This is a genomic window from Cellulosimicrobium funkei (assembly GCF_001019615.1).
Classification (GTDB): Bacteria; Actinomycetota; Actinomycetes; order Actinomycetales; family Cellulomonadaceae; genus Cellulosimicrobium; species Cellulosimicrobium cellulans_E.
The window spans coordinates 20946-44038 of record NZ_JNBQ01000029.1; the positions used below are offsets into that span (position 1 = coordinate 20946).

At 74.6% G+C, this 23093-nt stretch carries 18 protein-coding genes and 1 other RNA gene; 8 read left to right on the plus strand and 11 right to left on the minus strand.

Annotated elements, in window-relative coordinates; genetic code table 11:
* Positions 1-2: 2 nt before the first annotated feature.
* A complete protein-coding gene (locus FB00_RS16195) occupies positions 3-3155 on the minus strand; it encodes a bifunctional [glutamine synthetase] adenylyltransferase/[glutamine synthetase]-adenylyl-L-tyrosine phosphorylase (RefSeq protein ID WP_047233944.1) in 3153 nt (1050 codons plus the stop codon).
* Positions 3152-4489, minus strand: coding sequence for a type I glutamate--ammonia ligase (glnA, locus tag FB00_RS16200; RefSeq protein WP_047233945.1), 1338 nt, complete (start codon positions 4487-4489; stop codon positions 3152-3154). The genes FB00_RS16195 and glnA overlap by 4 nt, the downstream gene beginning before the upstream one ends.
* 117 nt (positions 4490-4606) lie before the next feature.
* Between glnA and FB00_RS16205 the strand changes: the two genes are divergently transcribed.
* Together FB00_RS16205 and panB are read left to right on the plus strand one after the other, a co-directional pair.
* On the plus strand, positions 4607-6310 hold the full coding sequence (locus FB00_RS16205) for an NAD+ synthase (protein WP_047233946.1): 1704 nt from the start codon (positions 4607-4609) through the stop codon (positions 6308-6310).
* A 58-nt stretch (positions 6311-6368) separates the two neighbouring features.
* Positions 6369-7217 carry a 3-methyl-2-oxobutanoate hydroxymethyltransferase gene (gene panB, locus FB00_RS16210; protein ID WP_047233947.1) on the plus strand — a complete coding sequence of 283 codons (849 nt, stop codon included), beginning with the start codon at positions 6369-6371 and terminating at the stop codon, positions 7215-7217.
* A gap of 48 nt (positions 7218-7265) precedes the next feature.
* On the opposite strand, the gene FB00_RS16215 is transcribed toward panB, so the two are convergent.
* Together FB00_RS16215 and FB00_RS16220 are read right to left on the minus strand one after the other, a co-directional pair.
* Complete coding sequence (locus FB00_RS16215; RefSeq protein WP_052877733.1) at positions 7266-8183, minus strand: N-acetylmuramoyl-L-alanine amidase; 918 nt, start codon at positions 8181-8183, stop codon at positions 7266-7268.
* Positions 8180-8401: a hypothetical protein gene (locus FB00_RS16220; RefSeq protein WP_047233948.1), complete on the minus strand. Its 222-nt coding sequence runs from the start codon at positions 8399-8401 to the stop codon at positions 8180-8182. The genes FB00_RS16215 and FB00_RS16220 overlap by 4 nt, the downstream gene beginning before the upstream one ends.
* A gap of 68 nt (positions 8402-8469) precedes the next feature.
* Between FB00_RS16220 and map the strand changes: the two genes are divergently transcribed.
* Positions 8470-9381: a type I methionyl aminopeptidase gene (gene map / locus FB00_RS16225; protein WP_082141412.1), complete on the plus strand. Its 912-nt coding sequence runs from the start codon at positions 8470-8472 to the stop codon at positions 9379-9381.
* Complete coding sequence (gene ppgK / locus FB00_RS16230; protein WP_047233949.1) at positions 9378-10175, plus strand: polyphosphate--glucose phosphotransferase; 798 nt, start codon at positions 9378-9380, stop codon at positions 10173-10175. Before map ends, ppgK begins: the two co-directional genes overlap by 4 nt.
* Before the next feature lie 51 nt (positions 10176-10226).
* Here ppgK and FB00_RS16235 read toward each other — a convergent pair whose 3' ends face one another.
* The 4 genes from FB00_RS16235 to rnpB form a co-directional block, all read right to left on the minus strand.
* The gene (locus tag FB00_RS16235; protein ID WP_231581901.1) at positions 10227-10592 is read right to left on the minus strand and encodes an STAS domain-containing protein; all 366 of its coding nucleotides are present in this window, start codon (positions 10590-10592) and stop codon (positions 10227-10229) included.
* 329 nt (positions 10593-10921) lie between these two features.
* Entirely contained in the window at positions 10922-13543 is a 2622-nt protein-coding gene (locus FB00_RS16240; protein ID WP_047233970.1) for a phosphoenolpyruvate carboxylase, read from the minus strand.
* Between the two features lie 238 nt (positions 13544-13781).
* Complete coding sequence (thiD, locus tag FB00_RS16245) at positions 13782-14600, minus strand: bifunctional hydroxymethylpyrimidine kinase/phosphomethylpyrimidine kinase (RefSeq protein WP_047233950.1); 819 nt, start codon at positions 14598-14600, stop codon at positions 13782-13784.
* Positions 14601-14661: 61 nt separating this feature from the next.
* Positions 14662-15073: RNase P RNA component class A (gene rnpB / locus FB00_RS21270), an RNA gene on the minus strand.
* A 117-nt stretch (positions 15074-15190) separates the two neighbouring features.
* On the opposite strand from rnpB, the gene FB00_RS16250 reads away from it, so the two are divergent.
* Entirely contained in the window at positions 15191-17269 is a 2079-nt protein-coding gene (locus tag FB00_RS16250; protein WP_047233951.1) for a HelD family protein, read from the plus strand.
* A 79-nt stretch (positions 17270-17348) separates the two neighbouring features.
* Complete coding sequence (gene recQ / locus FB00_RS16255) at positions 17349-19172, plus strand: DNA helicase RecQ (RefSeq protein ID WP_047233952.1); 1824 nt, start codon at positions 17349-17351, stop codon at positions 19170-19172.
* Positions 19173-19238: 66 nt separating this feature from the next.
* Here recQ and FB00_RS16260 read toward each other — a convergent pair whose 3' ends face one another.
* Entirely contained in the window at positions 19239-19622 is a 384-nt protein-coding gene (locus FB00_RS16260; RefSeq protein ID WP_047233953.1) for a tautomerase family protein, read from the minus strand.
* 86 nt (positions 19623-19708) lie between these two features.
* On the opposite strand from FB00_RS16260, the gene FB00_RS16265 reads away from it, so the two are divergent.
* Positions 19709-20551: a YaaA family protein gene (locus FB00_RS16265; protein ID WP_047233954.1), complete on the plus strand. Its 843-nt coding sequence runs from the start codon at positions 19709-19711 to the stop codon at positions 20549-20551.
* A gap of 77 nt (positions 20552-20628) precedes the next feature.
* The gene (locus FB00_RS16270; protein WP_047233955.1) at positions 20629-20976 is read left to right on the plus strand and encodes a TfoX/Sxy family protein; all 348 of its coding nucleotides are present in this window, start codon (positions 20629-20631) and stop codon (positions 20974-20976) included.
* A 112-nt stretch (positions 20977-21088) separates the two neighbouring features.
* Here the strand turns inward: FB00_RS16270 and FB00_RS16275 are convergent, their stop codons facing one another.
* Together FB00_RS16275 and FB00_RS16280 are read right to left on the minus strand one after the other, a co-directional pair.
* A complete protein-coding gene (locus FB00_RS16275; protein WP_047233956.1) occupies positions 21089-22324 on the minus strand; it encodes a bifunctional RNase H/acid phosphatase in 1236 nt (411 codons plus the stop codon).
* Positions 22321-23064: a zinc ribbon domain-containing protein gene (locus FB00_RS16280; RefSeq protein WP_047233957.1), complete on the minus strand. Its 744-nt coding sequence runs from the start codon at positions 23062-23064 to the stop codon at positions 22321-22323. The genes FB00_RS16275 and FB00_RS16280 overlap by 4 nt, the downstream gene beginning before the upstream one ends.
* Between the last annotated feature and the right edge of the window lie 29 nt (positions 23065-23093).

Here is a 23093-nt window from a genome sequence, read left to right on the forward strand (position 1 = left end):
GGTCAGTCCTCGCCGTAGAAGACGCGCTCCATGACGGTCCGGGCGCGGCGCGCGGTGCGCAGGAAGTGCTCCTCGAGCTCGGCGCCCGTGTCGACGTCCGGGAGGTCGAGCACGCGCGCGAGACCGTTGAGCGCGAACCGGTCGTGCGGCAGGACGTCCACGGTCGTCCCGGTCGTCCGGCCGGACCACAGCACGAGCGCACTCCGCAGCCGGGACGCGAGGTGCCACGCCTCGCCGAGCACCGCGGCGTCGTCCGCGTCGACGAGACCCGCGGCCACGGCGGCCTCGAGCGCGTCCACGGTGGACGTCGTCCGCAGCCCGGCCACGTCGCGGGCGTGCTGGAGCTGGAGGAGCTGGACGGTCCACTCGACGTCGGACACTCCCCCGCGGCCGAGCTTGAGGTGGCGCGACGCCTCGACGCCGCGCGGGAGCCGCTCGGACTCGACGCGCGCCTTGATGCGCCGCACCTCGCGCACCTCCGCGAGGTCGAGCCCGCCCTGCGGGTAGCGCCGGCCGTCGACGACGCGGGTGAACGCCTCGCCGAGACCGTCGAGGTCGCCCGCGACCGGGCGCGCGCGCAGGAGCGCCTGCGCCTCCCAGACGCTCGACCACCGCTCGTAGTACTCGGTGTACGACGCGAGCGAGCGCACGAGCGGGCCGTTGCGACCCTCGGGCCGCAGGTCGGCGTCGACCGGGAGCGCGGGCTCCGGGCCGACGGCGGACAGGAGCTGGCGCAGCCGGGTCGCCACGGCGAGCGCGTACGCCTGGGCGTCGGCGCCCTCGGTGCCCGGCGCCGGGTCGTGCACGAACATCACGTCGGCGTCCGAGCCGTAGCCCATCTCGCGCCCGCCGAGGCGACCCATCGCGACGACGAGGAGGCGCGCGGGGGCGGATCCGGGGTCCTGGGCGTCGTACCCGAGCTCGCCGCGCGCGACGAACTCCGCGATCCGGAGCGCACCCGCGAGCACGACGTCCGCGGCGTCGGAGATGCTCCGGGCCGCGTCGACCGCGTCGACGACGCCCAGCAGCTCGGCGGCACCGGTGCGCGCGAGCTCGCGGCGCCGCACCGCGCGCAGGCTCACGGTCGCGGGCTCGACCTCGTCGGCGCGCGTGAGGATGGCGTCGGTCTCGGCCGTGAGCCGTTCGATCCCGCGCGGCGCGAGGTCGGCGTCCGCCGCGAGCCAGCGGACCGACTCGGGCGACCGGCCGAGCGCGTCGGCCATGTAGCGCGAGTTCGAGAGCAGGTGCGCGAGCCGCTGCGCCGCGGAGCCGGAGTCGCGCAGCAGCTTGAGGTACCAGTGCGTCGCGCCGAGCGTCTCGGAGAGCGTGCGGAACGCGAGCAGGCCCGCGTCGGGGTCGGCGCCCTCGGCGAACCAGCCGAGCATCACGGGCAGGAGCTGGCGCTGGATCGCCGCGCGCCGGCTCACGCCCTCGGTGAGCGCGGTGACGTGGCGCATCGCGCCCGCGGGGTCGCGGTAGCCGATCGCCGCGAAGCGGGCCTTCGCCGCCTCCGGCGCGAGGCTCACCTCGTCCGGGGAGAGCTGCGCGACGGCGGGCAGGAGCGGGCGGTAGAAGATCTCCTCGTGCAGGCCGCGCACCTCGCGGCGCGTCGCCCGCCACCGCTCGGTGAGCCCGTCGGCGCCCTCGGCGCGCATCCCGAGCGACCGTGCAAGACGGCGCAGCTCGTCCTCGGCGGTCGGCACGAGGTGGGTGCGCCGGAGCCGGAAGAGCTGGATGCGGTGCTCGAGCGAGCGCAGGAACCGGTAGCAGACCCCGAGCCGCGCCGCGTGCTCGCGGCCCACGTACCCGGCCGCGGCGAGCTCGGCGAGCGCCGTGAGCGTCCCGCGGCTGCGGATCGACTCGTCCGCGCGCCCGTGCACGAGCTGGAGGAGCTGGACGGTGAACTCGACGTCGCGCAGGCCGCCCTTGCCGAGCTTGAGCTGGCGGTCGGCCTCCGCCGCGGGCACGTGGTCCTCGACGCGCCGACGCATCGCCTGCGAGTCCTCGACGAAGTTCTCGCGGCCCGCCGCGGACCACACGAACGGGGCGATCGCCTCCTCGTACGCGCGGCCCAGGTCCCGGTCCCCCGCGACCGTGCGCGCCTTGAGGAGCGCCTGGAACTCCCAGGTCTTGGCCCAGCGCTCGTAGTACGCGACGTGGCTCGCGAGGGTGCGCACGAGCGGGCCCTGCTTGCCCTCGGGGCGCAGCGCGGCGTCGACCTGCCACAGCGCGGGCTCCCCCGACGTGCCCCAGCACACGCGCGCCAGGCCGGTCGCGAGCCGCGCACCCACGCTGGTCGCGTACGCCTCGTCGTACCCCTCGGCGGGCTCCACGACGTAGATGACGTCGACGTCGGAGATGTAGTTGAGCTCGCGCGCTCCGCACTTGCCCATCCCGATGACGGCGAGCCGCACGCCCGCGCCGTGGTCGTCGAGCTCGGCGCGGGCGATCGCGAGGGCGCCCTCGAGCGCGGCGGCAGCGAGGTCCGCGAGCGCCGCCCCGACCGCGGGCATGCGGGTCAGGGGGTCGGTCACCGTGAGGTCCGTCGCGGCGATGCGCAGGATCCGCTCGCGGTAGGCGCGGCGCAGCGCGTCCACGCGCTCCGGCCCGGGCTGGTCGGCGACCGGAACGGCGGCCTCGGGGTCTGCACCGACGGCGCGCAGCAGCTCGGCCCGGACGGCGCGCACGTCGACGCCGGTCCCCGGGGTCGGGTCGGCGACGACGTCGAGCAGCGCGGGCCGGCGCACGACGTCGTCGCCGAGCGCGACCGAGGCGCCGAGCACCGCCAGCAGGCGGTCGCGCGCCTCGCCGGGCCGCAGGGCGCGCCGCGCGACGTCCGCGAGCGGGCCGCGCGCCTCGACGTCGGGGCGCAGCGCGCCCGCGAGCCGCACGACCTGGAGCAGCGCGAGGTCGGGGTCGGCCGCCGCCCCGAAGGCGGCGAGGAGCTCGTCGTCGACGACGGACGCCGGCTCCACGCCCTCCGGAGCGTCCGCTCCTGGGCCCCGCCCGCCGTCGAGCAGGAGCGCGAGGTCCGGGTCCGCGAGCAGGCTCGCCGAGCGCGAGATGTCGGCGAAGCCGACGCGCGCGAGTCGACCGGTGAGCGTCGGCCGGCGGGAGCCGCCGGACCGACCGGACGTCGTCGTGGGCCCGCTCACAGGACCTGGAGGAACCGCTTCAGCTCGAACGGCGTGACCTGCGCGCGGTAGCCGTCCCACTCCTGGCGCTTGTTGCGCAGCACGAAGTCGAAGACGTGCTCACCGAGCGTCTCGGCCACGAGCTCCGACTTCTCCATGACCGCGATCGCCTCGTCGAGCGACTGCGGGAGCGGCTTGATGCCCAGGGCGCGGCGCTCGGCGTCGGTGAGCTCCCAGACGTCGTCCTCGGTGGCCTCGGGGAGCTCGTAGCCCTCCTCGATGCCCTTGAGGCCCGCGGCGAGCATGACGGCGAACGCGAGGTACGGGTTCGTGGCCGAGTCGAGCGCGCGGTACTCGACGCGGCTCGAGTTGCCCTTGCCCGGCTTGTACATCGGTACGCGCACGAGCGCCGAGCGGTTGTTGTGGCCCCAGCACACGTAGCTCGGCGCCTCGGCGCCGCCCCACAGGCGCTTGTACGAGTTCACGTACTGGTTGGTGATCGCCGTGATCTCCGCGGCGTGCACCAGCAGTCCTGCGATGAACTGGCGCGCCGTCTTGGACAGCTCGAACTGGGCACCCGGCTCGTGGAACGCGTTGCGGTCGCCCTCGAAGAGCGACAGGTGCGTGTGCATGCCCGAGCCCGGCTGGTCGGCCATCGGCTTGGGCATGAACGAGGCGAACACGCCCTGCTCGAGCGCGACCTCCTTGACGACCGTGCGGAACGTCATGAGGTTGTCTGCCGTGGTCAGCGCGTCCGCGTAGCGCAGGTCGATCTCGTTCTGGCCCGGTCCCGCCTCGTGGTGGGAGAACTCGACCGAGATGCCCATGGACTCGAGCATCGTGATCGCGGCGCGGCGGAAGTCGTGCGTCGATCCCCGCGCGAGGTGGTCGAAGTACCCGCCCTGGTCGACGGGCACGAGGCCGTGCTCGGCGTCGGCCGGCTGGTTGAACAGGTAGAACTCGACCTCGGGGTGCGTGTAGAACGTGAACCCCTTGTCGCTCGCCTTGGCGAGGGCGCGCTTGAGCACGTTGCGGCTGTCCGCGAGGGACGGCTCGCCGTCGGGCGTGAGGATGTCGCAGAACATGCGCGCGGTGCCGTGCCGCTCGCCGCGCCACGGGAGCACCTGGAACGTCGTCGGGTCCGGCTTGGCGATCATGTCGGCCTCGTACACGCGCGTGAGGCCCTCGATCGAGCTGCCGTCGAACCCGATGCCCTCGGCGAACGCCGACTCGAGCTCCGCCGGCGCGATCGCCACCGACTTGAGCATGCCGAGCACGTCGGTGAACCAGAGTCGGATGAAGCGGATGTCGCGCTCCTCGACCGTGCGGAGCACGAACTCCTGCTGCCTGTCCATGCGGTACATCCTGCCTGATCCGTGTGACGAACGGGTGACACGGCCGTGTGGCGGACGTCGCGCGTCGGGACGGCCGCTCGGACCGGCCGCGTCCCCCCGCTCGTCTAGGCTGGCGGCATGGCTGATCTGCGCGTCGCGCTGGCACAGGTCGACACGTGCGTGGGGGACCTCGACGGCAACGCCGCCCTCGTCCTCGAGCGCACCCGGGAGGCGGCGACGGCGGGCGCGCATCTCGTCGCGTTCCCGGAGATGACCCTCACCGGCTACCCGATCGAGGACCTCGCCCTGCGCGCGTCGTTCCGCCGCGCGGCGTGGGACGCCGCCGCGGACATCGCGGCGCGCCTCGCCGCCGACGGCCTGGGCGGGATCACCGTGGTGCTCGGCACCGTCGGGACCTCCGGAGCGCCGCGCGGCGCGGGCGCGGCGGAGCGCGAGGCCTCGGGCTCGCCGGCGGACCTCCCGACGAACCGTGCGGTCGTGCTGCGCGAGGGCGTCGTGCAGGCCGCGTACGACAAGCACCACCTGCCCAACTACGGCGTGTTCGACGAGTTCCGCATCTTCGCGCCGGGCGAGACCACGACGGTCGTCGAGGTCGAGGGCCGCCGGGTCGGCATCGCGATCTGCGAGGACATCTGGCAGGACGGCGGCCCGGTCGCCGAGATGGCGACGCTCGACGAGGCGGGGAACGGGCTCGACCTGCTGCTCGTGCTCAACGGCTCCCCGTACGAGGAGGGCAAGGGCCACGTGCGCACCGACCTCGCGGCGCGCCGCGCGCGCGAGGTGAGCGCCCCGGTCGCGTACGTGAACCTCGTGGGCGGCCAGGACGACCTCGTGTTCGACGGCGGCTCGTTCGTCACCGACGCCGCGGGCGCCGTCGTCGCGACCTCGCCCCAGTTCGTCGAGGACCTGCTCGTGTGGGAGCTGCCGTCCGACGGCGCACCCCGCGGGCCGCGCGCCCCCGAGCTGCACCCCGACGAGGAGGTGTACCGGGCCTGCGTCACCGGCCTGGCCGGCTACGTCCGCAAGAACGGCTTCCGCTCCGTCCTCCTCGGCGTCTCGGGCGGGATCGACTCCGCCCTCACCGCGACGATCGCCGCCGACGCGATCGGCGGCGAGAACGTCGTGGGCGTCTCGATGCCGTCGCAGTACTCGTCCGACCACAGCAAGGACGACGCCGCGGACCTCGCCAAGCGGCTCGGCGCCGACTACCGCGTCCAGCCCATCGCGCCGATGGTCGAGGCGTTCCAGGGCGAGCTCGCGCTCGAGGGCGTCGCGGAGGAGAACCTCCAGGCGCGGGTGCGCGGCGTGATCCTCATGGCGATCTCCAACCGCGAGGGCCACCTCGTCGTCGCTCCCGGCAACAAGTCCGAGCTCGCGACCGGGTACGCGACGATCTACGACGCCGGCAGCATCGGCGGCTTCGCCCCCCTCAAGGACGTCGACAAGTCGCGCGTCTGGCAGCTCGCGCGCTGGCGCAACAACCAGGCGGTCGACCGGGGCGAGATCCCGCCGATCCCCGAGTCGTCCATCACCAAGCCGCCGTCGGCGGAGCTGCGCCCGGGCCAGACCGACCAGGACTCGCTGCCGCCCTACGACCTCCTCGACGAGGTGCTCGACGCCTACATCGAGCACGCCGAGGGCCGCGCCGAGCTGCTCGCTCGCGGGTTCGACCCCGAGGTCGTCGACAAGGTGGTCACCCTCGTCGACCGCGCCGAGTGGAAGCGCCGGCAGTACCCGCCGGGCCCCAAGGTCACCGCCCTCGCGTTCGGCCGCGACCGCCGCCTGCCCATCACCAACCGCTGGCGCGAGCCGATCGACTGACGGCGCCGGCCACCCCGCGCGCCGTCCGCCCCGTACCCCGCACCCAGGAAAGGCCGTCATGTCTGCTCACACCGCCCCCGAGCCCGCCACGACCGGGGGCACGGGACCGCGCCGCGTCCGCGTGCACCACCTCGCCGAGGCGAAGGCGCGCGGCGAGAAGATCACGATGCTCACGGCGTACGACGCGGTGACCGCGCGCATCTTCGACGACGCCGGGATCGACATGCTGCTGGTCGGCGACTCGATCGGCAACACGATGCACGGGCACGCGACGACGCTCCCCGTCACGGTCGACGACCTGATCCCCCCGGCCCGCGCCGTCGCGCGCGCCGCGCGCCGCGCGTTCACGGTCGTCGACCTGCCGTTCGGCTCGTACGAGGCGAGCGCGGAGCAGGCGCTCGCCACGGGCGTGCGGTTCCTCAAGGAGACCGGCGTGAACGCCGTCAAGCTCGAGGGCGGGCGCCGCATCGCCGCACAGATCCGCGCGCTGACCGACGCCGGCATCCCCGTGGTGGGCCACCTCGGCTTCACGCCCCAGTCCGAGAACGCGCTCGGCGGGCCTCGCGTCCAGGGCCGGGGCGACGACGCGGCGGAGCGCCTCAGCGAGGACGCCCTCGCCGTGGCCGAGGCGGGCGCCGTCGCCGTCGTGCTCGAGATGGTGCCGGTCGAGGTCGCGGCGCGGATCACCGAGATCCTGCGCATCCCCACGATCGGGATCGGCGCGGGCGCCGCGTGCGACGGCCAGGTGCTCGTCTGGACGGACATGGCCGGCATGACCGACTGGTCACCCCGCTTCGCCAAGCGGTACGCCGAGATCGGCGCGGCGCTCGGCCAGGCGGCGGCCGACTACGCCGCGGACGTGCGCGGCGGGACCTTCCCCGACGACGCGCACAGCTTCGCGCGCTGACCTCCGGGCCCGCCACGGGGCGGCGGGACGGCGGCGACACGGCAGCGCTCAGCCGACGTCCGCGCCGCCGTCGGCCACCCACGCCGTGAGGCCCGCAGCGAGGGCGTCGGCGTAGCGCTGGCGCCCCTCCTCGGACTCCATGACCGCAGCCTCGTCGGGGTTGCGCATCTCCCCCAGCTCGAGCATGACCGCGGGTCGCTCGGCGTGGTTGAGGGTCGCGAGGTCGGCGCGCCGCTGGATCGGGCCGTCGTCCGCGACGACCGAGGACGACGGCGCGAACCCGGCCGCGGTCAATGCCGCCACGAGCTCGTGCGCGAGCGCGACGCTCGGCTCCCCCTGGGCGTCGACGACGGGCGGGTCCGAGACGATCGCGAAGAACCCGTGCGCGCTCCGGTCCTCCGTGCCGTTGGCGTGGATCGAGACGAGGACGTCCGCGTCGTTCTCCTGGGGGAAGCGGCCCCGCGCGTCGACGCACGGCCCCACGCCCGCGTCGTCGGGGCGTGTGAGCACGACGACGGCGCCGAGCTCGGTGAGCCCCTCCGCGAGGCGGCTGCCCACGTCCCAGGTGAACGCGTGCTCGGCGTAGCCCGCGTCCGTCGACGCGCCCACCGTGTTGCACGCCTTGGTGTCGCCCCGCCCGTCGGGGACGGGCGCGTTGACCGTGAGGGGGTTCGCCCCGTTGCCGCCGTTGTGCCCGGGGTCGACGGCGACGGTGACGCCCGCGAGCGGGGGCGGCGGCCCGGTCTCCGTGACCGCCGGGTCCGGCGAGGCGGTCGTCGGCTCCGGCTCGGGGGCCGAGGCGACCGCGTCGCCCGAGGGGGCGAGCGTCGTCGGGCCACCCCCGGGCCCGGCGCGGACCTGCAGCGCGACGAGGAACGTCAGCGCGCCGACGGCGAGCCCGGCGAGGAGCAGGCCGAGGCGGCCCGACCAGACGCGTCGCGGGCCGGGTGGAGGGGCGTGGGTCACTCGCCGCGCTCGCGGCGGTCTTCCTCGTCCCAGGCGTCCGACCGCTCGCGCGCGGTCTCCAGCGCCTTCTGCGCGGCCTCGCGGGTCGGGTACGGGCCCATGCGGTGCGACCACGAGCCGCTCGGGCCGCGATGCACCTCGCCCGTGCGGGTGTCGAAGTAGTACTCGTCCTCGGCCGCGGGCTCGCCGTCGTCGGTGAAGCGTGATCCGGTGCTCATGACCCGATCCTCCCCCATCTCGGCCCGCCCGGCCGTCCACGACCCCGCACGTTCGTAGACTGGCCGTCATGAGCCCCACGCCGTCCCCGACCTCGCCCGACGCCGTCGCTCCCCCACCCGCGGGACGCCGCGGCCCGCTCGTGCCCGGGGTCGTCGGACCGCCGCGCGCCGTGCCGGCGTCCATCGAGCGTCCCGAGTACGTCGGCCGGCCCGGCCCGCGGCCGTTCACCGGGAGCGAGGTCAACGACACGGAGACGATCGAGCGCATCCGCGCCGCGTCGCGGGTCGCCGCGCAGGCGCTCGTGGAGGTCGGGCGGCACGTCGCGCCAGGCGTGACGACCGACGAGCTCGACCGCATCGGGCACGAGTTCCTCCTCGACCACGGCGCGTACCCGTCGACCCTGGGCTACCGCGGGTTCCCCAAGTCGCTGTGCACGTCCCTCAACGAGGTCGTGTGCCACGGGATCCCCGACTCGACCGTGCTCGTCGAGGGCGACATCGTCAACGTCGACATCACGGCGTACGTCGGTGGCGTGCACGGCGACACCAACGCGACGTTCACGGTCGGCGAGGTCGACGAGGAGTCCGCGCTCCTCGTCGAGCGCACGCGCGAGGCCCTCGCCCGCGGCATCAAGGCCGTCGCCCCCGGCCGCCAGATCAACGTGGTCGGGCGCGTCATCGAGCGCTACGCCGCCCGGTTCGGGTACGGGGTCGTGCGCGAGTACACGGGGCACGGCGTCGGACGGGCGTTCCACTCGGGGCTCGTCGTGCCGCACTACGACGCCGCGCCCGACCACGCGACCGTCATCGAGACCGGGATGGTCTTCACCATCGAGCCCATGCTCACGCTCGGCACGTCCGAGTGGCGGATGTGGGACGACGGGTGGACGGTAGTCACCGCGGACGCCTCGCGGACCGCGCAGTTCGAGCACACGCTGCTGGTGACCGACGACGGAGCGGAGATCCTCACACTGCCATGAACGCTCACCAGGACTCTCACGCCGCGCCTCCGGCGCACACCGACCGCCCCCGCACCGCGTTCGGCATCGACGTCGGCGGCAGCGGCATCAAGGGCGCTCCGGTCGACCTCGCCACCGGCGAGTTCGCGCAGGAGCGCCACCGGATCCCGACGCCGCAGCCGTCGACGCCGCAGGCCGTCGCCGAGGTGATCGCCGAGCTCGTGGGCGAGTACGACCTCCCGCCGGACGTGCCGATCGGCGTCGCGTTCCCCGCGCCGCTCCAGCACGGCGTCGTGCGGTTCATCGCCAACCTCGACCAGTCGTGGACCGGCGTCGACCTGCCCGCGCTCGTCGCGCGCGAGACCGGGCGCCACGTCGTCGCGGTCAACGACGCCGACGCCGCCGGGATCGGCGAGGTCCGGTACGGCGCCGCGCGCGAGGCGGACGGGGCCGTGCTCGTCGCGACGCTCGGCACGGGGATCGGCAGCGCGATCGTCGTCGACGGCCACCTGCTCCCGAACACCGAGCTCGGGCACCTCGAGATCGACGGGTACGACGCCGAGACGCGCGCGTCCGACGCCGCCCGGGACCGCGAGGACCTGGACTGGGCGCAGTGGGCCGAGCGGCTCCAGCGCTACTTCGGTGTCGTGGAGGACCTGTTCTCGCCCGACCTCATCGTCGTGGGCGGCGGCGTGAGCAAGAAGCACGAGCACTTCCTGCCGCTGCTGCACCTGCGGGCGCCGATCGTCCCGGCCCGGCTCCGCAACGCGGCCGGCATCGTGGGCGCGGCGTCGCTGGCGGCGGACGCGCGCTGACCAGCGCGGGCGCGCCGGGTGGCCGCCCCGCCGTCGGGCCGCGACGGGAGGTCAGCTCGTGGTGACCTCGTGCCGCTCCGTGCCGAAGATGTCGATGACGCCGAGCATCTCGAGGACGTCGGTGACGACCGTCGGCGGGTTGCGCAGCGTCACGGACAGCCCCTCCTCGGAGCCGATCGTGTAGAACTGCACGAGGAACGCGATGCCCGTGGAGTCCATGAACGTCACCTTGGACGTGTCGATCACCACGGGGACGTCCCGTTCGAGCGCGTTCGCGAGCGCGGCGCTCGCCTCGCTGCGGAGGGCGACGTCGATCTCGCCCCACATGTCCACGACGCTCGCCTCGGGCTCCTCGAGCAGCCGGATGCCGCCCGTTCCCGCCTCGACGTCGCTCCGCTCCAGCTCCTGCACCAACACTGCCCCGCCCTTCGTCCTGCCCCTGCCTCGCCCACCCCGACGAGTACGCGCCACCTGCCTGACGCTGTCGATCGGTCGATGCCTGCTGTCGTACGTCATCGGGCGACGAGAAGGCTCCGGCGTGATCGGACGTCGCCAGCGTACCCCACGGATGCCGCTGGCTGGTAGGCCTCTGGCGAAGACTTTACCCAGGGCGGTCTCCACATCGTTCCCCGGAGCGATCGTTGAGGATTCATTCAACAGTTGGACGGGTGTCCAGACGGCGACGGCCGCCACGGACCCCGTGCGGGGTCGGCGTGGCGGCCGTCGTGACGGGGAGCGTGGGGGCGTCAGCCCGTGTTCTGCAGGCCGGCGGCGACGCCGTTCACGGTGAGCAGCAGGAGGTGCTGGAGCTCGTCCTTGACCGGACCCTCCGCGCCGGAGCGCAGACCGCGCAGCGCGCGGACCTGGAGCAGCGAGAGCGCGTCGACGTACGGGCTGCGGAGCTGGACCGCGCGGCCCAGCACCCGGCGCCCGGCGAGCGGCCACGCGTTCTCCGTCACCGCCAAGACCTGCTCGCGCGTGAGGCGCAGCTCGTCGAGGATCGCCTGCGCGAGGTCGTCGCGGTCCCCGAGCGCGAGGTACCGCTCGGCGATGCGCTCGTCCGTCTTGGCGAGCGACATCTCGACGTTGTCCAGCAGCGTCGCGAAGAGCGGCCACTCGCGGTGCGCCTCGCGGAGCAGCTCGAGGTCGCCGAACTCCTTGAGCGCCGTCCCGAGCCCGTACCACCCGGCGAGGTTGATGCGGGCCTGCGACCACGAGAACACCCACGGGATGGCCCGCAGGTCGTCGAGCGAGGAGACGGACAGGCCGCGACGTGCCGGCCGGGAGCCGATCGGCAGGAGGCCGACCTCCTCGAGCGGGGTCACCTGGGAGAACCACTGCGGGAACCCGTCCGCCCGCACGAGGTCGTGGAACCGCCGACGCGACGACTCGTCGAGCGCGGCCGCGAGGTCGCGGTAGCGCTCGGTCGCCTCGGCGTTGCGCTTCTCGGTGGACGGCGCCGACGCGAGCAGCGTCGCCGCGGCGACCTGCTCGATGTGGCGCGACGCGATCGTCGGGTCGCCGTAGCGCGCGAGGATGACCTCGCCCTGCTCGGTGAGCTTGAACCGGCCGTCCACCGAGCCCGGGGGCTGGGCGAGCACGGCGCGGTTCGCCGGGCCGCCGCCGCGTCCGAGGGCACCGCCGCGGCCGTGGAACAGCGTGAGCGTGATGTCGTGCCGCTCGGCCCAGTGCGCGATGCGGCTCTGCGCGTCGTGGAGGGCGAGCGTCGCGGAGACCGGGCCGACGTCCTTCGACGAGTCCGAGTAGCCGAGCATGACCTCGACGCGGCGCCCGTTCTCGGCGAGCCGGCGCTGCACCTGGGGCAGCGTGAGCATCGACTCGAGGATGTCGACGCTCGCCCGGAGGTCGGCGAACGTCTCGAACAGCGGGATCGCGTCGACCACGGGCGCCTCGTCGGAGCCCTCGAACGCGAGCTCCGCGAGCTCGTACACCGCGGCGAGGTGCTCCGGCTTCTGCGTGAACGACACGATGTAGCGGCGTGCGGCACGGATGCCGTACCGCTGCTGGACCGCGCCCAGCGCGCGGAACGTGTCGAGCACCTCGCGCGTGCGGTCGGACAGGTCGCCGCGCAGGCCCTTCTCCGCGATCTCGGCGAGCGCGCCCTCGTGGACCTGGGAGTGCTGGCGCACCTCGAGCTCGGCGAGGTGGAAGCCGAAGGTCTCCACCTGCCAGACAAGCTGCTGGAGGTCCCCGTACGCGGCGCGCGGCGCGCCCGCGGCGACGAGGGACTCCTGGACGACCCGCAGGTCGGACTCGAGCTGCTCGGCGTTCGGGTACGCGAGGTCGGCGTTGCGCGCCCGCGTCGCGGCGATGCGGTCCGCGACGACGAGCAGCACCGCGCGGTGCGGCTCGCGCGGGGACGCCTCGGACGCGGCGACGGTCACGGCCTCCGAGAGCCGGCGCTGCCGCTCCCACAGGGCGCGCAGCCCGTCCGACGGCGGCGTGCCGTCCTGGTCGAGCGTGAGCTTGCGCCCCACGAGGCGCGTCTGCTGCTCGAGCGCGGCGAGCGCGTGGTCCGCCGCGATCGCGGCGGCCTGGCGCGTGACCTCGGCCGTGACGTTCGGGTTGCCGTCCCGGTCGCCGCCGATCCACGTGCCGAGGCTGACGAACGGCCGCACGAGGGGCTCCTCGCGGCCCGCCTCGTCACCCAGCAGCCAGTCGTCGAGGCGGCGGTAGACGGTCGGGAACGTGTCGAACATCGTCGCGTCGAACACGCCGAGCGCCGTCTTCACCTCGTCGAGGACGGACGGCTTGTGCTCGCGGATGGGGGCGGTGCGCCACATCGTGTCGATCTCGGCGAGCAGGCGGCGCTCGTTCTCCGCGAGCGACGTGCCGCCGAGGCGCTGGGCGTCCCGCTCGTCGAGCAAGGTCGCGATGCGGCGCACCGCGCCCGACACCGCACGACGGCGGGCCTCGGTCGGGTGCGCCGTGAGCACCGGGCGGAACTCGAGGCCGCGGAGACGACGCAGCGCCTCCTCACGGCCCACCTCGCCGACGAGCTGCTCGAACGCCTCCGGGAGGGAGTCGTCGGGCGTCGTCGCGCGGGTCGCGAACTCGGCCTCGCGCTCGCGCAGGACGCGCACGCGGTGGTACTCCTCCGCGAGGTTCGCGAGGTGGAAGTAGCACGTGAAGGCACGGGCGACCTGCTCGGCGCGGGCCATGGAGAGGCCCTCGACGAGCGTCTCCGCCTCGGCCAGCACGGCGCCGGACGGGTCGTCGTACGCGCGGATGGACAGCTCGCGCAGGCGCTCGACGTCGTCGAGCAGGTCCTGGCCGCCCGTCTCGCGGAGCACGGTTCCGAGGAGCCCACCGAGCAGGCGGACGTCGTCGCGCAGCGGGGCGGGCACGTCGTGGCGGGCGAGGCCGCGCCCCGCGTGCCCGGTGTCGTCGGAGACGTCGGCGGCGGCCCGGTCAGGGCCGTCGGCAGCACCCGGCGACGGGGACAGTTCCGAAGGGGAGAGGTCGTTCACGGTGACGAGAGTATTCCTTGACCGTCAGGGGACGTGCAGGCGTCCGAGGGGTGATCGTCGGTCGAGCACCGGTCGACAGGGGGTCGCGGCCTGCGACCCACCGGACCGGTCGCCGTCAGCGGCGCGCGCCGACGCGGACGGCGTCGAAGGGCGCGTTCGACGCCACGCGGTCCTCGATCGAGGCGGTGACGACGTCCTTGGCGACGCGCGCGGCGTCGAGCACCGACGCGCCCTTGGCGAGCTCCGCGGTGATCGCGGCGGCGAACGTGCAGCCCGCGCCGCTCACGCGCTCCTCGCCGATCTTCGGCGTGCGCAGCACGTGCACCTCGTCGCCGTCGACCAGCACGTCGACCGCGTCCGGGCCGGGCAGCTCGACGCCCCCCTTCGCGACGACGGCGCGCGGGCCGAGCGCCTGGACCTTGCGCGCCGCCTCGACGAGCTCCTCGACCGTCTCGATCGACTCGACGCCCGCGAGCGTGCGCGTCTCGAAGAGGTTGGGCGTGACGACGGTCGCGAGCGGGAGGACCTGTGCGCGCAGCGCCGTGTCGGTGTCGAGGGCGGCACCGGGCTCCTGGCCCTTGCAGATGAGGACCGGGTCGAGCACGACGTGCTCCCACGTGCGCGAGCGCAGCGACTCGGCGACGACGTCGATCGTCGCGGGCGTGCCGAGCATGCCGATCTTCACGACCGACGGCTCGTGCGTGACCGTCGCCGCCTCGAACTGGTCGGCGATCACCTGCGGGTCGACGGGGACGAACCGGTGGCCCCAGTCGTTCTTCGGGTCGAACGAGACGATGCACGTGAGCGTGCCGACGCCGTACGTGCCCAGCTCCTGGAACGTCTTGAGGTCGGCCTGGATGCCGGCGCCGCCGGTGGCCTCGGATCCGGCGATGACGTAGGCGAGCGGAGGCGTGTGCGCGTCGTGGTGGGACATGGTGCTCCTCGGCACGAGTAGGACGGAGTGCCGTCCTCCCGGTCGTGCCGGGAGAGGCGGGCGGACGAGCCGGTCTGTACGCCGGGTTCTGTTCCCGCGCGAGGTCGCCCTCGCGCGGGCGACGGTCATCCATCTAGGCCCTGCGTCGCCGCAGGGCTCGAGCGGTCTACCCGACTGTGCTTCTCCGTGGAGAATCGGGCGGGCAGCCCTCAGACACAGTCTGTCTGACCTTGCTCCAGGTGGGGTTTACCGAGCCGGACCGGTTACCCGGTCCGCTGGTGGTCTCTTACACCACCGTTTCACCCTTACCGCACCGGGCGGGACCGGAGCCCTTCCGACGCGGCGGTCTGTTCTCTGTGGCACTGTCCCGCGGGTCACCCCGGGTGGGCGTTACCCACCACCTTGCCCTTCGGAGCCCGGACGTTCCTCGGCGAGGGACCGAGGCCCCTCGACGCGACCGCCCGACCGACTCGTCCGCACCGGCAAGATTACCGCTCCCGGGCGGCTCGTCGAACCAGCGACCGGTCGACCGGAGGGTGCTGCCCCGTAGGATGTCCCACCCCCTCGAAGCCGGCTCCCGGAGGTCTGTCGTGCCCGCCCCCGCCGTACCGTCCGCCCCCGACACCTCGTCCGCGGCACCCGCCGGAGACACCTCGGGCGAGCTCGCCCGGGAGCAGGAGTTCCTGGCCGAGGCCCGCTCGCAGCTCGCCCGCATGCGCGAGCAGGCCGGGTCGCTCGACGCCCTGGCGGGCGACCGGGTCAGCGCCGAGTATCTCGAGGCGGCGCTCGCCCGACGGCTCGCCCAGCTCGCCGACGACCCCGAGGTCCCGCTCTTCTTCGGACGGATCGACCTCGACGGCACGGACGACGAGCCGGCCGAGGTCTTCCACATCGGGCGCCGCCACGTCTCCGACCCCGAGGGCGACCCGCTCGTCGTCGACTGGCGCGCCCCGGTGAGCACGCCCTTCTACCGCGCCACCCGCACCGAGCCGATGGGTGTCACGGCCCGCCGCCGCTACGGCTTCCAGCGCGGTGCCCTCACCGGCTTCGAGGACGAGGCGCTCACCGCCCCCGGACCAGGTGCGGAGACCTCCGCGATCCTCGAGGCCGAGATCGAGCGGCCCCGTACCGGGCCGATGCGCGACATCGTCGCCACCATCCAGCCCGAGCAGGACGTCATCGTGCGCAGCGGGCTCGACCGGACCGTCGTCGTGCAGGGCGCGCCCGGCACCGGCAAGACCGCCGTCGGGCTGCACCGCGCCGCGTACCTGCTGTACTCCCACCGCGAGCGGGTGAGCCGCGCCGGGATGACCGTCGTGGGGCCCAACGCGAGCTTCCTGCGGTACATCCGCGACGTGCTGCCCGCCCTCGGCGAGGTCGACGCGACCCAGACCACCGTCGAGCAGATCGTCGCCGCGCACGGTCGCCTGCGCGGGACGGAGCCCGCGGACGTCGCGCGGCTCAAGGGCGACGGGCGCCTGGCCGAGGTGCTCCGCCGCGCGGTGTGGTCGCACGTCGCCGAGCCGAGCGAGGCCCTGGTGCTGCCGCGCGGTGCGCGCCGCTGGCGCGTCGCCGCGCACGAGGCGCGCGAGTGCGTGGCGCAGGTGGTCGGCCGGGAGCCGCGCTTCGAGGCCGGTCGCGACCACCTGCGGCACGCGCTCGCGCACCGGATCCTCGTGCAGATCGAGGAGTCCGGCGAGGCGCTCGACGAGCGGGCGTGGGACGCGCTCGCGCGCACGCGCCCGATCCGGGACTACACCGCCGCGGTGTGGCCGAAGGTCACGCCGACGGCGCTGCTGCACCGGCTCCTCGTCGACCCCGCGTTCCTCGCCGCGAGCGCCGACGGCGTCCTCACCGCGGCCGAGCAGGAGCTGCTGCGTCCGGAGCGACCCTCCCGGACGCCGGGGACGGCCCGCTGGACGCTGGCCGACCTCGTCCTGCTCGACGAGGTCGCTGACCTGCTGACCCGCGGCGCGTCGGTCGCGCACGTCGTGGTGGACGAGGCGCAGGACCTGTCGCCGATGATGCTGCGCGCTCTCGGACGCCGGGCGCGCACGGGCTCCCTGACGGTGCTGGGCGACCTGGCCCAGGCGACGACGCCGTGGGGCGTCTCCTCGTGGACCGACGCGCTGACGCACCTCGGCAAGCCCGACGGCCACGTGGAGCAGCTCACCGCCGGCTTCCGCGTGCCCGGCGACGTCATCGAGTACGCGGCCCGCCTGCTCCCCTCGATCGCGCCGGACCTCGACCCGCCCGTCGCCGTCCGTCGCGCCCGGGGCGAGCTGGTCCTCACCACGGATCCGCTCGTGGACCTGGTCCGTACGGCGCTCGACCGGGAGGGGTCGGTCGGGCTCATCGTGCCCGACGCCGGCACGGACGCCGCACGCACGGCGCTCGCCGCGGCAGGCCTCCCCTTCGCGGTCGTCGGCGAGGCGACGGACGACGCCGGCACGGTCGAGTTCGACGCACGCCTCGACCTCGTGCCCGCGTCGCTCGCGAAGGGGCTGGAGTTCGACCACGTCGTGCTGGACGACCCGGAGGGCGTCGTCCGGGGCGAGCCCGACCGGGTCACGGGCCTGCGGCGGCTGTACGTCTGCCTGACCCGCGCGGTGACGTCGCTCGCCGTCCGCCACCGGGACGACCTGCCTGCCGAGCTCCGCCGCCCGTGACGGGCGCATCGGCGCGCGGGACGGACGCGCTGGGGACGGCCGTGTCGGATCTCCTCGGTAGGGTGCCCGCGTGGCCACAATGACTGCGATCGACCCCGCGCTCGACGTGCTCCGGCGGGTCTTCGGGTACGACGCGTTCCGGGGCGAGCAGGCGGCCGTCATCGACACCGTCGTCGGCGGCGGCGACGCCCTCGTGCTCATGCCCACCGGCGGGGGCAAGTCGCTGTGCTACCAGATCCCCGCCCTGGTCCGTGCGGGCACCGGCGTCGTGGTCTCCCCGCTCATCGCCCTCATGCAGGACCAGGTGGACGCCCTCGCGGCGCTCGGCGTCCGCGCGGCGTTCCTCAACTCCACGCTGTCCTCGGAGGACCGCCGCGCCGTGGAGCGCGCGCTCGTGGCGGGCGAGCTCGACCTGCTCTACGTGGCACCGGAAGGGCTTCGGAGCCGCGCCACCCTCGACCTGCTCGACAGGACGCAGATCGCGCTCTTCGCGATCGACGAGGCGCATTGCGTGTCCCAGTGGGGCCACGACTTCCGGCCCGACTACCTCGAGCTGTCGGTGCTGCACCAGCGCTGGCCGTCCGTCCCGCGCATCGCGCTGACCGCGACGGCGACGGCCGCGACGCGGGCCGAGATCGCCCAGCGCCTCGACCTGGAGGGCGCGCGGCACTTCGTCTCCAGCTTCGACCGGCCCAACATCACCTACCGGATCGTGCCCAAGGACCGGCCGGAGAAGCAGCTGCTCGACCTGCTGCGCACCGAGCACGCCGGGGAGGCGGGGATCGTCTACTGCCTCTCGCGCGCGTCGGTGGAGAAGACCGCCGCGACGCTCGTCGAGAACGGGATCGAGGCGCTGCCCTACCACGCGGGGCTCCCCGCGGCGGTGCGCGCCGCGAACCAGTCCCGGTTCCTGCGCGAGGACGGCGTGGTCATGGTCGCGACGATCGCCTTCGGCATGGGCATCGACAAGCCCGACGTCCGGTTCGTCGCGCACCTCGACCTGCCCAAGTCCGTCGAGGGGTACTACCAGGAGACGGGGCGCGCCGGGCGTGACGGACTGCCGTCCACCGCCTGGCTGGCCTACGGCCTCGCCGACGTCGTGCAGCAGCGCAAGCTCATCGAGACGTCCGACGGCGATGCCGCGCACCGCCGCAACCTGGGCCGGCACCTGAACGCGATGCTCGCCCTCTGCGAGACCGTCGAGTGCCGCCGCGCCCAGCTCCTCGCCTACTTCGGGCAGGAGCACCCGGGCGGCTGCGGGTCGTGCGACACGTGCCTCGCCCCGCCCGAGGCCTGGGACGGGACGGTCGCGGCACAGAAGGTGCTCTCGACGGTGTTCCGTCTGGACCGCGAGCGCGGGCAGAGCTTCGGCGTCGGGCAGGTCGTCGACATCCTCCTGGGCCGGGACACGGAGAAGGTCCGACGGTTCCGGCACCAGGAGCTGTCGGTGTTCGGGGTCGGGAACGACCTGTCCGAGCACGAGTGGCGGGCCGTGGTGCGGCAGCTCCTCGCCCAGGGGCTGCTCACGGTCGAGGGCGCGCACGGGACGCTCGTGCTCACGGCGGCGAGCGGGGAGGTCCTGGCCCGGCGACGCGGGGTCCGGATGCGGCACGAGCCGGCGCGTCCGGTGCGCGCGGCGAAGGGACGGAAGGCGGCGGCGGCCGCCGCCGAGCTGGCCGAGGCCGACGTCCCGCTCTTCGAGGCGCTGCGCGCCTGGCGGGCGGGCGAGGCGAAGACCCAGGGCGTCCCCGCGTACATCGTGTTCGGGGATGCGACGCTCCGCGGGATCGCGACCGCCCGGCCCGGGTCGCTCGAGCGGCTCGCGCTGGTGAGCGGCGTCGGCGAGAACAAGCTCGCCCGATACGGCGACGCGGTGCTGGCCGTCGTCGCCGAGGCGGGATGAGTCGCCGCGCACCGGGCACGGGGCTGTCCCGTCACCTGAGGCGCAGGGAGCTTTCGGGGATCGGTGTCAGACGTCGACGCGGTACGACAGCGCGAGCTCGTCGCCGCTGACCCCGCGGATGCCCCAGTTCTCGCGCGGGCTCTCCAGGATCACGAGCTCCACGTCGTCCGGGGTCAGGCCGAGGGCGGGCACGACGTCGTCGTACAGCGCCGCGATCAGCGCCCGCTTGGCCTCGCGCGTGCGGCCCGTGAAGCACACGACCTCGACGACGAGGTACGCGTCCGAGCGGGGGGCGACCAGGTCGTCGTCGTCCAGGAGCAGGAAGCGGTGGAACCGCTTGTCCGGCGGAAGCTGCCAGGTGCGCACGAGCGCGTCGTGCAGCGCGTCGGACACCTCCGTCCGCCGCTCGCCCCACACGCTGCGCCGTCCGTAGATCTTCACCTGGGCCATCGGGCGAGCGTAGCCGTGACGCACCCCACGCCGTCGTCCCCGGTCACCCGCCGCGACGACGCGGCGAGCGCTCGTAGAGTGGCCGCGTGCTCGTGCTGCTCCCCCCGTCCGAGGGCAAGACCCCCGCGCCCGACGGCGCCGCGCCGGTCGACCTCGCCACGCTCAGCTCTCCCGCCCTCACCGCGCACCGCGCGCAGGTCCTCGACGCGCTCGCCGCCGCGAGCGCGCGCCCGGACGCGCACGACGTCCTGGGCACGACGCCGGGGCTCGCCGACGAGGTGCGCCGCAACACGTCCCTGCGGACGGCACCGGCGGGCTCCGCGGCCGACGTCTACACGGGCGTGCTGTACGGCGCCGCCGACCTCGCGGGCGCGCTCGCGTCCGGCGGCGAGGCCGCGCGGCGGGCCCGCGAGGACGTCCGGGTCGTGTCGGCGCTGTGGGGGGCTCTCTCCCCCGCCGACCGGGTCCCCGCGTACCGGCTCTCCATGGCGGTCGACCTGCCCGGCGTCGGGAAGCTCGCCACCGCGTGGCGCCCGCACCTCGCCCCCGTGCTCGACGAGCGCGCGGCGGGCGACGTCGTCGTCGACTGCCGGTCCGCGACCTACGTGGGCGCCTGGAAGCCCGCGGCCTCCGGGCCGCGCGCAGCCAACTGGGTCGCGGTGCGGGTGGTCCGCGAGCACGCCGGGAAGCGCACCGTCGTCTCGCACAACGCCAAGCACACCCGGGGCGTGCTCGCCGGGCACCTGCTGCGCCGGCCCGCCGCGTCGCCGTCGTCCGCCGACGGGCTGCTCGACGCCGCGGGCGAGCTCGTCGGCACGGTGATCGGCACCGAGGTGGGCTCGGGACTGAGCTATCGCCTCCTGGAGACGACGCTCCACGACGCGACCACGCGGAACGGACCGCGCACGCTCGAGCTCGTCATCGCCTGAGCGATCGACCGAGCGATCGGCCGAGACCAGGGCTCGCCCCCGCTGCGGTCCGGCGGGACGAGGTCCACAGTGGACCCATGGTCTACAGCGAGGACCTCGCCGAGCGGATCCGCGCCGCCCTGGGGCCGCGCGCGCCGTTCGACGAGCGGAAGATGTTCGGCGGGATCGCGTTCCTCGTCAACACGCACATGGCGCTCGGCGTCACCCGCGACGACCTCATGGTGCGGGTCGGCAAGGACGGCACGGACGCGGCGCTCGGACGCGGCGGAACGGTCATGGAGATGGGCGGTCGCGCGATGACGGGGATGATCCTCGTCGACGGCGCGCAGGTCGCCGACCCGGACGAGCTCGACGCGTGGGTCGCGACGGCCGTCGAGCACGCCCTCACGGAACCCGCCAAGGTGAAGAAGCCGCGAAAGGGGTGAACCTGCCGCAACGGCGCCGGACCCCGGGCGCGAGGTAGAACTCGGTGCTCCGAGGTAGAACGCGCGGAGCTCTACCTCGCGACCGGAGGTTCTACCTCGCGGCGGAGGGACGTCAGAGGTCGCTCGGGACGCCCTGGGCCGTGAGCTCGCTCGTTCCGTCGGGCCACAGGCGCAGGATGCTCACCGACGCCGGGGGCACGCGCACGCGCGACCACTGCGACGGCGGCGCGCCGATCGCCGTGCCGACCGCGGCGCGCACCTGCACCGCGTGACCCACGACGACGGCCGTCCGTCCTGCCGGCCCCGCACCCGGCAGGAGCGTGTCGACGAGGTACTGGAGCCCGTGCCAGACGCGCGCCCCGACGTCGGCGTACGACTCGCCGCCCGGGGCCGCGGTCGTGCCGGTCGTGTGCCAGGCGTGCAGGCGGCCCGGCCACGCGGCGTCGACCTCCGCGGCGGTGAGCCCCTCCCACTCTCCGAAGTCGACCTCGGCGAACCGGTCGTCCGTCGTGACGTGGACGCCGAGCCGGCGACCGACCGCCCGCGCGGTCTCCTGCGCGCGCACCATCGGCGAGGCGACGATCGTGGTCGGCCGGGGAAGGTCGGGCCACGCCTGGCGCCCGACCCGGAACACGAGGTCGGCGGCCTGTGCCGCCTGCGTGCGGCCGCGCGCCGTGAGCGACGGGCCAGGCACCGACGACCCGCTGAACGCACCCGCGACGGTGAGCGGCGTCTGCCCGTGCCGCACGAGCACGACCGTGAGGGCGGGCGCGTCGTCGAACCGGACCGCGGCACCGGACGGGCGGGCGGGGGTGTCGAACGCGGCCGACTCCCCCGGGACCTCGGCGGGCGCGTCGGCAGCGACAGGGTCGGGCTCGTCGTCGCCGGCACCCGGAGCGGCGGCGGGCGGGTAGTCGCGCGCGACCGTCCCCGCCGTGTCCATCGCCTCGTTCGCGAGGGCGTCCGCAGCGGAGTTCTGCGCGCGCGGCACCCACTCGTACGCGACCTGCTCCGCGGGCAGCACCGACGCGGCCTCGGCGGCGAGGCGGCGCATGTCGTCGTGCTTGATCTGCCAGCGACCCGACATCTGCTCGACGACGAGCCGCGAGTCCATCCGCACGGTCACCCGCGCGTCGGGGTCGATCTCGGCCGCGGCGCGCAGCCCGGCGACGAGGCCCGAGTACTCGGCGACGTTGTTCGTCGTCACCCCGAGGTACGCGGCGCGCTCGGCGAGGACCTGTCCGGTCTCACCGTCGCGCACGAGCGCGCCGAAGCCCGCGGGCCCCGGGTTCCCCCGGGACCCGCCGTCGGCCTCGACGACGAGGTGGCGCCGACCGGCCGCGCTCACGCGCCGGCGCCCTCCGGCCGGACCACGATGTGGCCGTAGTCCTCGAGCCGCACCACCTGGTCGGGCGCGGCCGACGTGATCGCCGCGAGCTCGGCCGGGCTCAGCGAGACGTTGAGCCCGTCCACGTGCTGGCCGCGCAGCGCGACGACGCCCCGGCCGCCGTTCTGGTCGCGCACGCGCTCGTACAGGGCGAGGAGCCCGGCGTCGAGACCCGCGACGGCCTCGGTGCGCTTGCCCGCGACCTGGCCGGCCTCGGCGTCGAGCTCGGCGTAGCGCGCGTCCCGCGCCGTCACGACCTCGGCCTTCGCGGCCTCCAGCTCGGCGTTCGCCGACTCGAGCTTCGCGAGCGCCTCCTCGTGCGCCTCCAGGCGCTCCATGACGTCGAGCTCGACCTCCTCGAGCACGCCCTGGCGCCGCGCGAGGGACTCGAGCTCCGCGACGAGCGCCTGCGCGTCCTTGGCCCCGACCTGCCCCGAGTCGAGCCGCGACTGGTCGCGCGCGGCGCGCGTGCGCACCTGCTCGACGTCGGTCTCCGCCTTGGTGAGCTCGCGCTTGAGGTCGCTCACCGCGGTGCGGGACTCGACGAGCTTGCCGCGCAGGTCCGCGATCTGGGCGTCGAGCTCGGCGATGCGCGCGTGCTCCGGCAGGTTCTTGCGCTGGTGCGCGAGCTGCTGCGCCCGCGTGTCGAGCTCCTGGACGTCGAGCAGGCGGAGCTGGTCGGCGGGCGGTGCAGTGGCCACAGGTGGTTCCTTTCGTGGGCCCCGTGCGG

What these genes read in the sequence shown, in the direction of transcription:
- glnA (WP_047233945.1), bottom strand. Translation starts at nt 4,489, where the DNA reads ATGGACAGGCAGCAGGAGTTCGTGCTCCGCACGGTCGAGGAGCGCGAC.
- FB00_RS16205 (WP_047233946.1), top strand. Translation starts at nt 4,607, where the DNA reads ATGGCTGATCTGCGCGTCGCGCTGGCACAGGTCGACACGTGCGTGGGG.
- panB (WP_047233947.1), top strand. Translation starts at nt 6,369, where the DNA reads ATGTCTGCTCACACCGCCCCCGAGCCCGCCACGACCGGGGGCACGGGA.
- FB00_RS16220 (WP_047233948.1), bottom strand. Translation starts at nt 8,401, where the DNA reads ATGAGCACCGGATCACGCTTCACCGACGACGGCGAGCCCGCGGCCGAG.
- map (WP_082141412.1), top strand. Translation starts at nt 8,470, where the DNA reads ATGAGCCCCACGCCGTCCCCGACCTCGCCCGACGCCGTCGCTCCCCCA.
- ppgK (WP_047233949.1), top strand. Translation starts at nt 9,378, where the DNA reads ATGAACGCTCACCAGGACTCTCACGCCGCGCCTCCGGCGCACACCGAC.
- thiD (WP_047233950.1), bottom strand. Translation starts at nt 14,600, where the DNA reads ATGTCCCACCACGACGCGCACACGCCTCCGCTCGCCTACGTCATCGCC.
- recQ (WP_047233952.1), top strand. Translation starts at nt 17,349, where the DNA reads ATGACTGCGATCGACCCCGCGCTCGACGTGCTCCGGCGGGTCTTCGGG.
- FB00_RS16260 (WP_047233953.1), bottom strand. Translation starts at nt 19,622, where the DNA reads ATGGCCCAGGTGAAGATCTACGGACGGCGCAGCGTGTGGGGCGAGCGG.
- FB00_RS16270 (WP_047233955.1), top strand. Translation starts at nt 20,629, where the DNA reads ATGGTCTACAGCGAGGACCTCGCCGAGCGGATCCGCGCCGCCCTGGGG.